The following is a 14031-nucleotide window of genomic DNA, read 5'->3' as shown; positions in this document are numbered from 1 at the left end:
CAGAGTGAGCGTGACAGCGGCGAAGGGATTCGCTGCCGCGGGCATCGCGGCCGGCATCAAGGACAGCGGCGGCCCGGACCTGGCGCTGGTGGTCAACCAGGGGCCGAGCCGCGCGGCCGCCGGAGTCTTCACCGCGAACCGCGTCAAGGCCGCGCCGGTGCTCTGGTCGCAGCAGGTGATCAAGGGCGGCCGTGTCTCGTCCGTGGTGCTCAACTCCGGTGGCGCCAACGCCTGTACGGGCCCGCTCGGCTTTCAGGACACCCACGCCACGGCCGAGCAGGCCGCCGCCGCACTCGGCCACAGCGCCGCCGAGGTGGCCGTCTGCTCGACGGGGCTGATCGGCACGCGGCTCCCCATGGACAGGGTGCTGCCGGGCGTCGACGAGGCGGCGGCGCAGCTCTCGGAGTACGGCGGTGAGAAGGCGGCCCTGGCCATCAAGACCACCGACACCGTGCACAAGACGGCGGTGGCGCGGGGTTCCGGCGGCTGGACGGTGGGCGGCATGGCCAAGGGCGCGGGCATGCTCGCTCCCTCCCTGGCGACCATGCTGGTCGTGCTCACCACGGACGCCGACCTGGATGCGGCGGCGCTGGACGGCGCGCTGCGCGACGCCACCCGCACCACCTTCGAGCGGGTCGACTCCGACGGCTGCCTCTCCACCAACGACACGGTGCTGCTGCTCGCCTCCGGCGCGTCCCAAGTGGCCCCGGACGCCCAGGAGTTCGCCGAGGCCGTACGGGCGGTCTGCGACGATCTCGCGCAGCAGCTGATCCACGACGCGGAGGGCGCCTCCAAGGACATCCGCATCGAGGTCGTGGGCGCGGCGAGCGAGGACGACGCCGTCGAGGTCGGGCGCTCCATCGCCCGCAACAATCTGCTCAAGTGCGCCGTGCACGGCGAGGATCCCAACTGGGGCCGGGTGCTCTCCGCGATCGGCACCACCGGCGCGGCCTTCGACCCGGACAGCCTCAACGTCGCCGTCAACGGCGTGTGGGTGTGCCAGAACGGCGCGACGGGCGAGGACCGCGACAAGGTCGACATGCGCTACCGCGAGGTGCGCATCACCGCCGACCTCGCCGCCGGCTCCGACTCCGCGGTCGTGTGGACCAACGACCTGACGGCCGACTACGTGCACGAGAACAGCGCGTACAGCTCATGAACGATCCGGCGCATCCCACCCGCAGGCACACCGCGCTGCCCAAGGCGCGGACGCTCATCGAGGCGCTGCCCTGGCTCACACGGCACAACGGCCGGACGGTCGTCATCAAGTTCGGCGGCAACGCCATGGTCGACCAGGAGCTGAAGGCCGCCTTCGCGCAGGACGTCGTCTTCCTGCGCCAGGCGGGCCTGCGCCCGGTCGTCGTGCACGGCGGCGGTCCGCAGATCAGCGCCCAACTGGCCCGTCTCGGGCTGGAGTCGGAGTTCAAGGCCGGTCTGCGCGTGACCACTCCCGAGACCATGGACGTCGTACGGATGGTCCTCGCGGGCCAGGTCCAGCGCGAGCTGGTCAACCTGCTCAACCGTCACGGGCCGCTCGCCGTCGGCATGACCGGCGAGGACGCGCACATCATGGCCGCCACCAAGCGCTATGCGCAGATCGACGGCGAGGCGGTCGACATAGGCCGCGTCGGCGACATCGACAGCATCGAGACCGGAGCGATCCAGGCGCTGCTGGACGACGGCCGCATCCCCGTCATCTCCTCCATCGCCCGCAGCGCCGACCCGGCCGACGACCCGGCTGACGACCCGGCCGGCGGGGCGGACGGCGACGGGAACGGGAACGACGGTGACGGGAACGGTGGTGACGCGTTCGGCGCCGGCGGCCACGGCGGCGTCGGCGTCTACAACGTCAATGCCGACACCGCCGCCGCCGCGCTCGCCGCCGCCCTGGGCGCCGAGACGCTGATGGTGCTCACCGACGTCGAGGGCCTGTACGCGGACTGGCCCAACAGCGACGAGGTCGTCAGCGAACTCACCGCCACGGAACTGGAGAAGCTGCTGCCCGAGCTGGCCAGCGGCATGGTCCCCAAGATGGAGGGCTGTCTGCACGCCGTACGCAACGGAGTCCGCACGGCCCGCGTGCTGGACGGACGCGTACCGCACTCGATCCTGCTGGAGATCTTCACCGACGAGGGCATCGGCACGATGGTCGTGCCCGACAAGCGTGAGGGGGAGCCCGCGCCATGAGCACCGCACACGGAACGACAGCCGGGACCGGCGCCACCGCCGCCACCGCTGCCGCCTCGAACGGCGCCGCGGCCGGCACCGCCGGTCCCGCACTCACGGACCGCTGGGAGTCCGCGCTGGCAGGCAACTACGGCACCCCGCGCATCTCGCTGACGCACGGTCAGGGCAGCACCCTCTGGGACGACCGGGGCAAGGCCTACACCGACTTCGTGGGCGGCATCGCCGTCAACGCCCTCGGCACCGCCCACGACGCGGTCGTACGTGCCGTCTCCGACCAGATCGCCACGCTCGGCCATGTCTCCAACCTCTTCATCGCCGAGCCGCCCGTCGAACTGGCCGAGCGGCTGCTGGAGTTGGCCGGGCGCGAGGGCCGCGTCTACTTCTGCAACTCCGGCACCGAAGCCGTCGAGGCCGCCGTCAAGGCCGGGCGCCGCACGGGCCGTACGCACATGGTCGCCACGGAGGGCGGCTTCCACGGACGCACCATGGGCGCACTGGCGCTGACCGGACAGCCCGCCAAGCAGGCGCCGTTCGAGCCGCTGCCCGGCGACGTCACACATGTGCCGTACGGGGACGCCGAGGCGCTGCGGGCCGCCGTCACCACGGACACCGCCCTCGTCATCGTCGAACCGGTGCAGGGGGAGAACGGCGTCGTCGTACCGCCCGAGGGGTATCTGGCCGCGGCCCGCGACATCACGCGCGCCACCGGGACGCTCCTCGTCGTCGACGAGATCCAGACAGGCATAGGGCGTACCGGCCACTGGTTCGCGTGCCAGGCGCAGGGCGTGGAACCGGACATCATCACCCTGGCCAAGGGCCTCGGCGGCGGTCTGCCGCTGGGTGCGGCGATGTTCTTCGGCGAGACGGCGGGACTGCTCACCGCCGGGCAGCACGGCTCGACCTTCGGCGGCAATCCGGTGGCGTGCGCTGCGGCTCTCGCGGTGCTGCGGACCCTCGCCGAGCAGGAACTGCCCGCGCGCGCGGGCCGGTTGGGGGAGCGGCTGCGTGACGGGATCTGGTCGATCGGACATCCGCTCGTCGAGCAGGTCCGCGGGGCGGGACTGCTGCTGGGTATCGTGCTCACCGAGCCCGTCGCACCTCAAGTGCAGCAAGCGGCTCAGGACGCGGGGTTCCTGGTCAACGCGGTCGCGCCGGATGTCGTACGGCTCGCTCCGCCGCTGATCGTCACCGAGGGCGAGGTGGACGCCCTCGTCCGGGCTCTCCCCGCGGTTCTGGACGCGGTCGACGGCGGGCAGAAGAGCCGATGAGCCGAAGGGGACCGGGCCGATGACCGAGGGGTACGCGCAGGAGCAGGAGCTGGGCAACGGTTACGGGGGCCCCGCCGTGCCGCAGACCCGTACGGCCCGGCACCGCCGGATCGTCGACATCCTCAACCGGCAGCCGGTGCGCTCGCAGAGCCAGCTCGCCAAGCTCCTCGCCGACGACGGCCTCTCCGTCACGCAGGCCACGCTCTCCCGCGACCTGGACGAGCTGGGCGCGGTGAAGATCCGCAACACAGGAGGCGAGCTGATCTACGCGGTGCCCGGTGAGGGCGGCGACCGCACGCCGAAGGCCCCGCTGGGCGAGTCCGCGAGCGAGGCGCGAATGGCCCGGCTGGCGGGCGAACTCCTCATCTCCGCCGAGGCGTCGGCGAATCTGGTGGTGCTGCGCACGCCGCCGGGCGCCGCCCAGTTCCTCGCCTCCGCCATCGACCAGGCCGGCGTCCACGACATCATCGGCACCATCGCGGGCGACGACACGCTCCTGCTCATCAGCCGCGCCCCCGACGGGGGCCAGGCCCTCGCGGGTCATCTGCTGAACCTGGCGCAGAAGGAGCACTGAGCCGCGGCACCGCGCTCGCCGGTCACTCTCGTCGCGGTCGGCCGAGGGCGTCGCGGCCGCCGCGGGCGGCGCCCGTACTCCGGGCCGTTCCCCGGCCGTGCGCCCCGTCCTTCGCTGTCCCACCCTTGAGACATGACCAAGGCGAAGCATGTACGGGTGCGGCGGGTGTACGAGGCGGCCAGGCCGCGGGAGGACGGGCTGCGGGTGCTCGTGGACCGGGTGTGGCCCCGCGGAATGAAGAAGGAGGACGCGCGGCTCGACGAGTGGGCCAAGCAGGTCGCCCCCTCGACCGAACTGCGCAAGTGGTACTCCCACGACCCGGAGCGCTACGGCGAGTTCGCCCAGCGCTACCGCGCCGAGCTGGCCGAGCCGGAGGCCGGTGAGGCGCTGGACCGGCTGCGGGAGCGCATCGACGGCGGCACCGTGACGCTGCTGACCGCGGTCAAGGACGACCAGCTGGATCACAGCCACGCCGCGGTGCTGCGGGAGGAACTCGGCGGCGGACGCTGACCGCCGCCTCCTGCCCTGGCCGCCCCCGGCCCCTCTGCGAGCCTCTGACCAGCCACGTTGACGAAGCATACGGTGCAGTGCATACTTATACCAGTCAGCGTATGCACCGTAAGGAGAAACCCCGTGGCTGAGCGCGTCGTACTCGCCTACTCCGGCGGCCTTGACACCTCCGTCTGCATCGGCTGGATCGCCGAGGAGACCGGGGCCGAGGTCGTCGCCGTCGCCGTCGATGTGGGCCAGGGAGGCGAGGACCTCGACGTCATCCGCAAGCGCGCCCTCGCCTGCGGTGCCGTCGAGGCCGAAGTGGCGGACGCCAAGGAGGAGTTCGCCGACGAGTACTGCCTCCCGGCCATCAAGGCCAACGCGCTCTACATGGACCGCTATCCGCTGGTCTCCGCCCTCTCCCGGCCCACCATCGTCAAGCACCTGGTGGACGCCGCGCACAAGCACGGCGCGACCACCGTCGCCCACGGCTGCACCGGCAAGGGCAACGACCAGGTGCGGTTCGAGGCCGGCATCTCCTCCCTCGCCCCCGACCTGAAGTGCATCGCCCCCGTGCGGGACTACGCGATGACCCGGGACAAGGCGATCGCCTTCTGCGAGGACAAGGGCCTGCCGATCGCGACGAGCAAGAAGTCCCCGTACTCCATCGACCAGAACGTCTTCGGGCGGGCCGTCGAGACCGGGTTCCTGGAGGACATCTGGAACGCGCCGATCGAGGACGTCTACGAGTACACCGAGAACCCGGTCACTCCGCGCGAGGCGGACGAGGTCGTCGTCACCTTCGAGGAGGGCGTGCCCGTCGCACTCGACGGCAAGCCGGTGAGCGTCCTCCAGGCGATCCAGCAGCTCAACGACCGGGCGGGAGCCCAGGGCGTCGGCCGGATCGACATGGTCGAGGACCGGCTGGTGGGCATCAAGTCCCGTGAGGTGTACGAGTCCCCGGGCGGCATCGCCCTCATCACCGCGCACCAGGAGCTGGAGAACGTCACCGTCGAACGCGAACTGGCCCGCTACAAGCGGCAGGTCGAGCAGCGGTGGGCCGAACTCGTCTACGACGGCCTGTGGTTCTCCCCGCTCAAGCGCGCCCTTGACGGCTTCATCGACGAGGCCAGCGAGCACGTCAGCGGCGACATCCGGATGACGCTGCACGGCGGGCGGGCCGTCGTCACCGGCCGGCGCTCCCAGCAGTCGCTCTACGACTTCAACCTCGCGACGTACGACAGCGGCGACACCTTCGACCAGTCCATGTCGAAGGGCTTCATCGAGCTGTTCGGCATGTCCAGCAAGATCGCCGCGAAGCGGGACCTGGCCCAGTAGTCTGCGGTCCACGGCCCGCGGGCCAGGGCCCGCCCGGACCACCTCATCCACCTCATACAGCGCCTCCCCGCCGCATCCGGCGGGGAGGCGTCGCGTTGACACCCACCCCGAGGAGAGCACGTCATGCCCAGCAACGAAGCGCCGCAGCCCGAGGCCACAGGCCAGGACGTACGGCTGTGGGGCGGCCGCTTCGCCGACGGTCCCTCCGAGGCGCTGGAGAAGCTCTCCGCCTCCGTGCACTTCGACTGGCGGCTCGCCCCGTACGACATCGCGGGCTCCCGCGCCCACGCCCGCGTGCTGCACAAGGCCGGTCTGCTGACCGCCGACGAGCTGCGCGAGATGACCGAGGGGCTCGACCGGCTCGAACGGGACGTCGCCGACGGCACGTTCACCGGCACCATCGCCGACGAGGACGTGCACACCGCGCTGGAGCGGGGCCTGCTGGAGCGCCTCGGCCTCGACCTGGGCGGCAAGCTCCGCGCGGGCCGCTCGCGCAACGACCAGGTCGCCACGCTCTTCCGCATGTATCTGCGCGACCACGCCCGCATCCTCGGCGGGCTGCTCGCCGACCTTCAGGAAGCCCTCGTCGGCCTCGCCGAGGCGCACCCGGACGTCGCGATGCCCGGCCGCACCCACCTCCAGCACGCCCAGCCCGTGCTCTTCGCCCACCACGTGCTCGCACACGCGCAGGCCCTCTCGCGGGACGCGGAGCGGCTGCGGCAGTGGGACTCCCGTACGGCGGTCTCCCCGTACGGCTCGGGGGCGCTGGCCGGATCGTCGCTCGGCCTGGATCCGCAGGCCGTCGCCGCCGACCTCGGCTTCGAGCACGGATCGTCCGCGAACTCGATCGACGGGACGGCATCCCGGGACTTCGTCGCCGAGTTCGCCTTCATCACGGCCATGACCGGCGTCGACATCTCGAAGATCGCCGAGGAGATCATCCTCTGGAACACCAAGGAGTTCTCCTTCGTCACGCTGCACGACGCCTTCTCCACCGGCTCGTCGATCATGCCGCAGAAGAAGAACCCCGACATCGCCGAGCTGGCCCGCGGCAAGTCCGGACGCCTGATCGGCAACCTCACGGGGCTGCTCGCGACGCTCAAGGCGCTGCCGCTCGCGTACAACCGCGACCTCCAGGAGGACAAGGAGCCCGTCTTCGACTCCTGCGACCAACTGGAGATGCTGCTGCCCGCCTTCACCGGCATGCTCGCGACCCTCACCGTGCACCGGGAGCGGCTCGCGGAGCTGGCGCCCGCCGGCTTCTCGCTGGCGACGGACATCGCCGAGTGGCTGGTGCGGCAGGGCGTTCCGTTCCGGGTTGCGCACGAGGTCGCGGGGGAGTGCGTGAAGGTCTGCGAGCGCGAGGGTGTCGAGCTGGACGAGCTCACCGACGAGCAGTTCGCCGCGATCTCCCCGCATCTCGGTCCCGGCGTCCGCGAGGTGCTGACCGTGCCCGGCGCCCTGGCGGCGCGGGACGGCCGCGGCGGTACCGCGCCCTCGGCGGTCGCCGTCCAGCTGGCGGAGGTACGGAAGGACCTCGCCGTGCAGCGGGCGTGGGCGGGCGAGCGGGGCTGAGCCGCCCGTGCCGGCGGCCCGCCGCACAGACCCCGCGGACCTGCCCTGACCTGTCCCGACCTGCGCCGATACGCCGTACGCGTAGCCGCCCCGCGGGAGGGCACCCGGCCGCCGGATGCCCTCCCCGATACGAAGCGAGGCGAGACGCGATGATCGGATCTGTGCGTCACCGGCCGGACGAGACGAACCACAACACCGTCGCCGAGCTGGTGAAGCAGGCTTCTGAGCAGCTCAGCGAAGTGGTGCGCAGCGAGATGCGTCTGGCTCAGGCCGAGATGAAGGAGAAGGGCAAGCGTGCCGGCCTCGGCGGCGGCATGTTCGGCGGGGCCGCGATCATGGGAGTGCTGGCCCTGTGGGCGCTGGTCTTCGCGGCGATCGCGGGCATAGCCGTGGCGCTGCCCGTATGGGCCGCGGCCCTGATCGTCGCCGGCGGCCTGCTGCTGGTGGCCGGGGTGATGGCGCTGGCGGGGAAGCATGAACTGGGCTCCGCCACACCGCCCAAACCCGAGCAGACCATCGACAGCGTCAAGGCGGATGTCGATGCGATCAGGGAAGGAGCCCAGCGATGACGCGCAAGTCCCCCGCCGCCACCGACAGCCGTCAGCTGCGGGCAGAGGTCGAGCAGGCCCGTGCGGAGCTCGCGGAGACGGTCGCCGAGCTGGCGGGCAAGGCGGACGTCAAGGCGCATGCGCGGGAGATGGCCGCGCACGCCAAGTCCAAGGCCCTGTTCGAGGCGAACGAGGCGAAGGCGAGGATGCAGCACACGGCCGAGGAGGCCGCGAACCGCGGCTTCACCAAGCCGGGCGCGGCCATGGCGGCCGTGGGCGCTCTCGGCGCCGCTGCCCTCGCGACGTATCTGCTCCTGCATCCTCAGCAGGCCAGGGACCGCATGCACGACATGGGGAAGCAGATGGGCCGGAAGATGCCGGGCATGCACCGCAACCGCGGTCTGCGGCGGATCCCGGGCATGCAGCGGATCCGCGGTACGCACCGCATCCCGGGCGTCCACCGCTCGCACGGCCTCCGGCACCTCCCGGGCATGCATCGCGGGCACGGTCTGCGTGACATGCAGGCCATGCAGTGGATGGACGGCAAGTCCCGGAAGCACGGCGTGATGGGCCGGACCGGCGGTCACGGCCGCTTCGGGAATCCCGGGTCGTCCGGGAAGTCCGGGAAGTGGTGAGCGCAGTGGTCAAGCTGCTCTACAAGCCCTTCGCGATCATCTTCGGGCTGCTCGGCGGCATGATCGCGAGCGCGATCTTCAGCAAGGTCTGGAAGGCCGTCGCGCACGAGGACGACACCCCGGACGCCTCCGACGAGGAGCGCCGCTGGCAGGAGATCCTGCCCGCCGTCGCCCTCAAGGGAGCGATCGCGGGCGTCGTCAAGGCGCTCATCCACCGGGGCGGTGCGACCAGCGTGCGGGGCCTCACGGGGACCTGGCCCGCCTGAACGGTCCGCGGGGTCTGCACGGTCCGCGGGGCCTGAACGATCCGCGGCCTGAACCGGCCGGAAGCGCGCACGAGTTGGGAGCGTCCCCGTGGGGCGGGCCGCCGCGGCGGCGAGCGCGGCGGTCCGCACGACGAGAGCGCCGGGAGGCAGGCACGGCCTCCCGGCGCTCCGTGCCTGTGCGACTCGCTGTACGCCGTGCACGCTCACACGCTCACCGTGGATCCGGCGCCGCGGTCACGCCGCCCGTCGCGGGCCGTCCTCCTCGGGGCCGCCTTCCTCCGGGCCGCCCTTCTCCGGGCCGTTCTCGCCCGGTCCCGCTTCCGGCCGGCGTACCCCTGACTCGGGCCATCTCCGGGTGTCGCGCGGCGCCACGTACGGCTCCTCCCGGCTGGGATGCCCGCCGCTGATGGCCCGCTGCCGCGCCAGCTCCGCGTCGAATTCGAGGCCCAGCAGGATGGCCAGGTTCGTGATCCACAACCAGACCAGGAAGATGATCACGCCTGCGAGGGTGCCGTAAGTCTTGTTGTACGAGGCGAAGTTGGCCACGTACACGGCGAATCCGGCGGAGGCGGCGAGCCAGACGAGCACCGCGAGCGCGCTCCCGGGCGTCACCCAGCGCAGCCCGCGCCCTTTCACATTCGGCGCGCCCCAGTACAGCAGCGCGATCATCAGGGCGACGAGCAGCAGCAGGAAGGGCCACTTCGCGTAGTTCCACGCGGTGAGCGCGGTGCCGCCGAGCCCGAGCGCGTCGCCCGCCTGTGTGGCGAGGGGACCGGTGAAGACGACCAGGACCGTGCTGACGGCGAGCATCACCATCAGCAGCACGGTCAGGCCGACCCGTACCGGTGTGAGCTTCCAGGCGGGCCGCCCCTCGGGGAGGTCGTAGACCACGTTGGAGGTACGGATGAAGGCCGCGACGTAGTTGGAAGCGGACCACAGCGCACCCAGCAGGCCCACGACGGCCAGCACGCTCGCCGTGCTGCTGCTGTCGCGGAGCTGCGACACGGCGTCGGTGAGGATGTCGCGCACCGAACCGGGGGCGAACTTCGAGACGTTGGACAGCAGCGCGTCGACGAAGTCCGCGCCCAGGATGCCCAGTACGGAGACGAGCAACAGCAGCGCGGGGAAGACCGACAGGACCGCGTAGTACGTCAGAGCCGCCGCCCGGTCGGACAGCTCGTCCTCCTTGAACTCCCGGACCGTGCGGCGCAGTACGGCCTTCCACGAGCGGCGGCCGAGTCCGGCCGGGCCTGCGACGGGGACCCTTCCGGCCCCGGCCTCGGCCCTGGCCCCGGATCCGGCCTCGGCCCCGGATCCAGCTCCGGGCGAGGCGGCGGGCTCCGTCTGCTCGCGGTGGGTCCGCGGGCTCCCGGGCTCCTCGGATCTCCCGGACCCTTCGTGCGTACCGGGCGCCCGGCCCCGGTTCCGTTCGCGGTCCCCCGGTGTGCGGCCGTGGCCGTCGTTGTCGCTGTCTGACATGTCTGCGGGGTTGCCGCCGTGCGGCCGGTGAATCAGGGATGTGACGGCTTCACCCGGCCGGGGCCCGCCCGGTGGTGTCCGGCGCCGGGCCGCCCGGCGCCGGGTCGCCGTCCGGCCACGGCCGCCGCGACACCGCGTGAGGGCGCGTCAGGCGGCCTTCGCCTTCGTCGCGTAGACGTCCACGTACTCCTGGCCGGACAGGCGCATGACCTCGCTCATCACCTCGTCCGTCACCGCGCGCAGCACGTAACGGTCGCGGTCCATGCCCTCGTAGCGTCCGAAGTCGAGGGGCTCGCCGAAGCGCACCGCGATGCGGCGTCCCGGAGCGGGCCGCGGCAGGCCCTTGCCGCCGGGCTGGATCGCGTCCGTGCCGATCATCGCGAAGGGCACCACGGGGGCGCCGGTCATCAGCGCGAGGCGTGCGATGCCCGTACGGCCCCGGTAGAGGCGGCCGTCGGGGGAGCGGGTGCCCTCCGGGTAGATCCCGAAGATCCGGCCCTCCTCCAGGATGCGGCGGCCCGTCATCAGCGCGGCGACGCCTCCGCGTCCGCCGTCGCGGTCGACGGGGATCATGCCGACGCCGGTGAAGAACCACGCCATGAGGCGGCCCTTGAGGCTGCGCCCCTTCACGTACTCGTCCTTGCCGATGAAGAACACCTGACGGTCGGTCACCAGGGGCAGGACCATCGAGTCGATGAAGGTGAGATGGTTGCCGGCGAGAATCACCGGTCCGGAGCCGGGAATGCGCTCAGCCCCTTCCACCTGCGGGCGCAACAGCAGCCGCAGCAGCGGGCCGAGCAGTGCCTTGATCAGACGGAAACGGGACAACGGTTCCTCCGGTCGGTGTCGTCGCGCGCGGACCCGCGCAGGTGAGGACGATACTTGCCACCGCAGGCGGCGCGCACACCGGGGTCATCGGACCGATACACGGATTTGACACGGAACGGCGTCTCTTCGCCGTCTTCCGTGCCCCGGGCCGGAGTGCGTCGGAGTGTCATCTCCGACGTGTTTCCCGCATGTTCGGGCCCAAGCCTCCCTCTCGTACGTGGGCCCGACCTACGATCGGCCAGTCGTACGCCCTGGCCGCAGTGTCCGGGCGTACGGATCATTTGTGACACGAGCTGAGGAGAGTCCATGGGACAGGAGCAGCAGCCGGGTCGGAGACTCGTGCTCGGAGCGGCCGTGCTGGGAGCAGCCGGTGCCGCCACGGTCGGCACGGGCGGGAGCGCGCTCGCGGAGGACAAGAGCGGGGCACGCGGGAAGGACCGGCACGGCGGCAAGCTGCCCGTGCCCGCCGTCATCGCTCACCGCGGTGCCAGCGGGTACCGCCCGGAGCACACCTTCGGCTCCTACGAACTCGCCTTCGCCATGGGCGCCGACGTGATCGAGCAGGACGTCGTGCCCACCAAGGACGGGCATCTCGTCTGCCGTCACGAGAACGACATCACGGCCACCACGAACGTCGCCGACCACCCGGAGTTCGCGGGCCGGAAGACGACGAAGAAGGTCGACGGGCAGGATCTGACCGGCTGGTTCACCGAGGACTTCACCCTCGCCGAACTGCGCACGCTGCGCGCCAAGGAGCGCATCCCGCAGAACCGCCAGCGCAACACGCTCTACGACGGGCGCTGGGAGATCCCGGTCTTCGAGGACGTGCTCAAGTGGGCGCAGGAGCAGGGCAGGCGGCGCGGCAGGCCCGTATGGCTGCACATCGAGACCAAGCACCCCACCTACTTCCGCAAGCTCGGGCTGGAGCTGGAGCCGCGGGTGGCGAAGCTGCTGCGCAAGTACGGGCGGCACCGCGCGGACTCGCCGAACTTCGTGCAGTCCTTCGAGCCGAGCAGCATCGAGAAGCTGAAGAAGCTGGTGGGCTGCCCCGGCGTCTGCCTGCTGGACGCGCCGGACTCCCAGCCGTGGGACTTCGTGGAGGCGGGCGATCCGCGCACCGTCGCCGACCTGGTCAAGCCGGAGGGGCTGAAGTGGATGGCGCGGTTCGCCGACGGCATCGGCCCGCTGGTGGACCTCGTCATCCCGAAGAAGGCGGACGGCACCCTCGGCGAACCGACCACGCTGGTACGGGACGCGCACGCGCAGGGGCTGGTCCTGCACCCGTACACGATGCGGAACGAGAACACCTTCCTGCCCGCCGAGTTCCGGCGGGGATCGGACCCCAACGCCTACGGTGACGCGTTCGGGGCGTTCAGCGCGTACTTCCGTACGGGCATCGACGGGATCTTCTCCGACAACGCCGACACGGCGCTGCTCGCGGCGGAGGACTTCCGCAAGGGCTGAGCGGATACACGAAGCGCGGCCACGGCGGCGGCGTCACCCGCGGGGGTGGCGTCGCCGCCGTATGTGCAACCGCCGTGCGGGTCCCGGGCGTTGCGCACGGCATGGACCGCCGTTCCTCCCACACCGGGCCCGGACTCGTACGGGCCGAACTCGTACGGGCCGTAGATGCTCGATCCGTACCGGCTCGGCCCGTACGCGGCCCACGTGCCGTCACGGAACCGTCGCTGCCGCCCGCGCCGCTGCGCAGGCTCCTCGCCGCGGAGTGCGCGGCCGAGGCGGCGGCCGCCGGTGAGGACCCGGAAGAGCTGCAACAGGCCGTATGGCTGCGCCTGCTGGAGGACGAACCGGCGGCGCCGGGGAGCGCCCTGCCCGCTCCTTCCCCCGGCCGGCTGCGTGCCGCCGTACGTGCCGAGGCGAGGCGGGCCCGGCGGCGCAGCAGGCGCGAAGTGCCGCTTCCCGAGGGCGAACCGGCGGGCGGGGCCGGCGCGGAGACCACCGTTCTCGCCGCCGAGCAGCGCCGTCTTCTCGCCGCGGCCGTCGCGCGGCTCCCCGGCCCGTGCCCCGCCGTGATGCGCGCGCTGTTCTCCGGCAGGGACCTCACCTACGCGGAGATCGCAGATGAGTTGGGAATGTCACAGGGGAGCGTGGGCCCGGTTCGTTCCCGATGTCTGGGTTGCCTGCGCAGAATGCTCGCGACGTCGGATTGCGTCCCGTGAACTTGGGGGAATGCTGCGGGAAGCAATCGGCGTCACCAGGGCAGACGGTCCGGGCACGGCAAACCCTCATACGAACCGTGCCCGGACGCACCATGACAAGGGGAGGCAGGCGCACATGGGTATGAGCGTGACCATCTCTGCGGCGGTCGATGGGGACGCCGAGCAGATCCTTAAGCTCCAGTACCTGTGCTTCCAGAGCGAGGCGGAGGCCTACGGCGACTACGCGATCGCGCCCCTCACCCAGACCCTGGAGGGGCTGCGTGCCGAAATGGCCGCCGGCTGCGTGCTGGTGGCCCGCCTCGGTGACGAGGTCGTGGGCTCGGTACGGGGCGCGGTCGACTCCGACGGCACGGCATGCATCGACAGGCTGTGCGTACACCCGAGGCTCCAGCGGCACGGGCTGGGCGGCAGGCTTCTCGCCGCCATCGAGGAGCGGCTCGTCGCGGAGCGGGACGCCAAGCGGTACCAGCTCGTGACCGGGCACCGCAGCGAGGGAAACCTGCGGCTGTACCGGAAGTACGGCTACACCACGTCCGGCAGCACCGAGCGGGACCGCAAGGTGCGGCTGACGTCGATGACGAAGGACGTCGGCGGGAAGGCGGGCGGTGCCCGCGCGGTGGGTGGCCCGGCGGGTTCGGCGGCGGTGGGCGCGAGCGTCTGA

15 protein-coding genes are annotated in these 14031 nt (G+C 71.7%); 13 read left to right on the top strand and 2 right to left on the bottom strand.

All coding sequences use genetic code 11. The features are described from left to right. The first annotated feature begins 4 nt into the window (after positions 1–4). From argJ to HCC61_RS21135, 10 genes are all read left to right on the top strand, one after another. Entirely contained in the window at positions 5–1159 is a 1155-nt protein-coding gene (gene argJ / locus HCC61_RS21180) for a bifunctional glutamate N-acetyltransferase/amino-acid acetyltransferase ArgJ (RefSeq protein ID WP_169137654.1), read from the top strand. After that, positions 1156–2187 carry an acetylglutamate kinase gene (argB, locus tag HCC61_RS21175; protein WP_169137652.1) on the top strand — a complete coding sequence of 344 codons (1032 nt, stop codon included), beginning with the start codon at positions 1156–1158 and terminating at the stop codon, positions 2185–2187. Before argJ ends, argB begins: the two co-directional genes overlap by 4 nt. Continuing rightward, entirely contained in the window at positions 2184–3455 is a 1272-nt protein-coding gene (locus tag HCC61_RS21170) for an acetylornithine transaminase (protein WP_169137650.1), read from the top strand. Before argB ends, HCC61_RS21170 begins: the two co-directional genes overlap by 4 nt. A 19-nt stretch (positions 3456–3474) precedes the next feature. Further along, the gene (locus tag HCC61_RS21165) at positions 3475–4029 is read left to right on the top strand and encodes an arginine repressor (RefSeq protein ID WP_169137648.1); all 555 of its coding nucleotides are present in this window, start codon (positions 3475–3477) and stop codon (positions 4027–4029) included. A 132-nt stretch (positions 4030–4161) separates the two neighbouring features. Next, complete coding sequence (locus HCC61_RS21160; protein WP_169137646.1) at positions 4162–4539, top strand: DUF488 family protein; 378 nt, start codon at positions 4162–4164, stop codon at positions 4537–4539. A 123-nt stretch (positions 4540–4662) separates the two neighbouring features. Continuing rightward, complete coding sequence (locus HCC61_RS21155) at positions 4663–5859, top strand: argininosuccinate synthase (protein WP_169137644.1); 1197 nt, start codon at positions 4663–4665, stop codon at positions 5857–5859. A gap of 123 nt (positions 5860–5982) precedes the next feature. Then, positions 5983–7434 carry an argininosuccinate lyase gene (argH, locus tag HCC61_RS21150; RefSeq protein ID WP_169137642.1) on the top strand — a complete coding sequence of 484 codons (1452 nt, stop codon included), beginning with the start codon at positions 5983–5985 and terminating at the stop codon, positions 7432–7434. A gap of 149 nt (positions 7435–7583) precedes the next feature. Further along, positions 7584–8003 carry a phage holin family protein gene (locus HCC61_RS21145; RefSeq protein ID WP_169137640.1) on the top strand — a complete coding sequence of 140 codons (420 nt, stop codon included), beginning with the start codon at positions 7584–7586 and terminating at the stop codon, positions 8001–8003. Then, positions 8000–8617: a DUF3618 domain-containing protein gene (locus HCC61_RS21140; protein WP_169137638.1), complete on the top strand. Its 618-nt coding sequence runs from the start codon at positions 8000–8002 to the stop codon at positions 8615–8617. Before HCC61_RS21145 ends, HCC61_RS21140 begins: the two co-directional genes overlap by 4 nt. Next, positions 8614–8883: a DUF4235 domain-containing protein gene (locus tag HCC61_RS21135; protein WP_346777311.1), complete on the top strand. Its 270-nt coding sequence runs from the start codon at positions 8614–8616 to the stop codon at positions 8881–8883. The genes HCC61_RS21140 and HCC61_RS21135 overlap by 4 nt, the downstream gene beginning before the upstream one ends. A 234-nt stretch (positions 8884–9117) precedes the next feature. Here the strand turns inward: HCC61_RS21135 and HCC61_RS21130 are convergent, their stop codons facing one another. Both HCC61_RS21130 and HCC61_RS21125 read right to left on the bottom strand, forming a co-directional pair. Further along, entirely contained in the window at positions 9118–10362 is a 1245-nt protein-coding gene (locus HCC61_RS21130) for a YihY/virulence factor BrkB family protein (protein WP_169137636.1), read from the bottom strand. A gap of 147 nt (positions 10363–10509) precedes the next feature. After that, positions 10510–11190, bottom strand: coding sequence for a lysophospholipid acyltransferase family protein (locus tag HCC61_RS21125; RefSeq protein WP_169137634.1), 681 nt, complete (start codon positions 11188–11190; stop codon positions 10510–10512). Positions 11191–11496: 306 nt separating this feature from the next. Here HCC61_RS21125 and HCC61_RS21120 point away from each other — a divergent pair, with 306 nt between their 5' ends. From HCC61_RS21120 to HCC61_RS21110, 3 genes are all read left to right on the top strand, one after another. Then, positions 11497–12654 carry a glycerophosphodiester phosphodiesterase gene (locus tag HCC61_RS21120; RefSeq protein WP_169137632.1) on the top strand — a complete coding sequence of 386 codons (1158 nt, stop codon included), beginning with the start codon at positions 11497–11499 and terminating at the stop codon, positions 12652–12654. Positions 12655–12755: 101 nt separating this feature from the next. Beyond that, entirely contained in the window at positions 12756–13370 is a 615-nt protein-coding gene (locus HCC61_RS21115; protein ID WP_240969163.1) for a sigma-70 family RNA polymerase sigma factor, read from the top strand. Between the two features lie 115 nt (positions 13371–13485). Then, complete coding sequence (locus tag HCC61_RS21110; RefSeq protein WP_169137630.1) at positions 13486–14031, top strand: GNAT family N-acetyltransferase; 546 nt, start codon at positions 13486–13488, stop codon at positions 14029–14031.

The organism is Streptomyces sp. HNM0575, from assembly GCF_012726265.1.
GTDB lineage: Bacteria > Actinomycetota > Actinomycetes > Streptomycetales > Streptomycetaceae > Streptomyces.
Note: the sequence above shows the minus strand (reverse complement) of the source record. Positions and strands in the feature narration are given on the sequence as shown.

What these genes read in the sequence shown, in the direction of transcription:
- HCC61_RS21170 (WP_169137650.1), top strand. Translation starts at nt 2,184, where the DNA reads ATGAGCACCGCACACGGAACGACAGCCGGGACCGGCGCCACCGCCGCC.
- argH (WP_169137642.1), top strand. Translation starts at nt 5,983, where the DNA reads ATGCCCAGCAACGAAGCGCCGCAGCCCGAGGCCACAGGCCAGGACGTA.
- HCC61_RS21110 (WP_169137630.1), top strand. Translation starts at nt 13,486, where the DNA reads ATGGGTATGAGCGTGACCATCTCTGCGGCGGTCGATGGGGACGCCGAG.
- HCC61_RS21160 (WP_169137646.1), top strand. Translation starts at nt 4,162, where the DNA reads ATGACCAAGGCGAAGCATGTACGGGTGCGGCGGGTGTACGAGGCGGCC.
- HCC61_RS21130 (WP_169137636.1), bottom strand. Translation starts at nt 10,362, where the DNA reads ATGTCAGACAGCGACAACGACGGCCACGGCCGCACACCGGGGGACCGC.
- argB (WP_169137652.1), top strand. Translation starts at nt 1,156, where the DNA reads ATGAACGATCCGGCGCATCCCACCCGCAGGCACACCGCGCTGCCCAAG.
- HCC61_RS21120 (WP_169137632.1), top strand. Translation starts at nt 11,497, where the DNA reads ATGGGACAGGAGCAGCAGCCGGGTCGGAGACTCGTGCTCGGAGCGGCC.
- HCC61_RS21145 (WP_169137640.1), top strand. Translation starts at nt 7,584, where the DNA reads ATGATCGGATCTGTGCGTCACCGGCCGGACGAGACGAACCACAACACC.
- HCC61_RS21140 (WP_169137638.1), top strand. Translation starts at nt 8,000, where the DNA reads ATGACGCGCAAGTCCCCCGCCGCCACCGACAGCCGTCAGCTGCGGGCA.
- HCC61_RS21165 (WP_169137648.1), top strand. Translation starts at nt 3,475, where the DNA reads ATGACCGAGGGGTACGCGCAGGAGCAGGAGCTGGGCAACGGTTACGGG.
- HCC61_RS21115 (WP_240969163.1), top strand. Translation starts at nt 12,756, where the DNA reads ATGGACCGCCGTTCCTCCCACACCGGGCCCGGACTCGTACGGGCCGAA.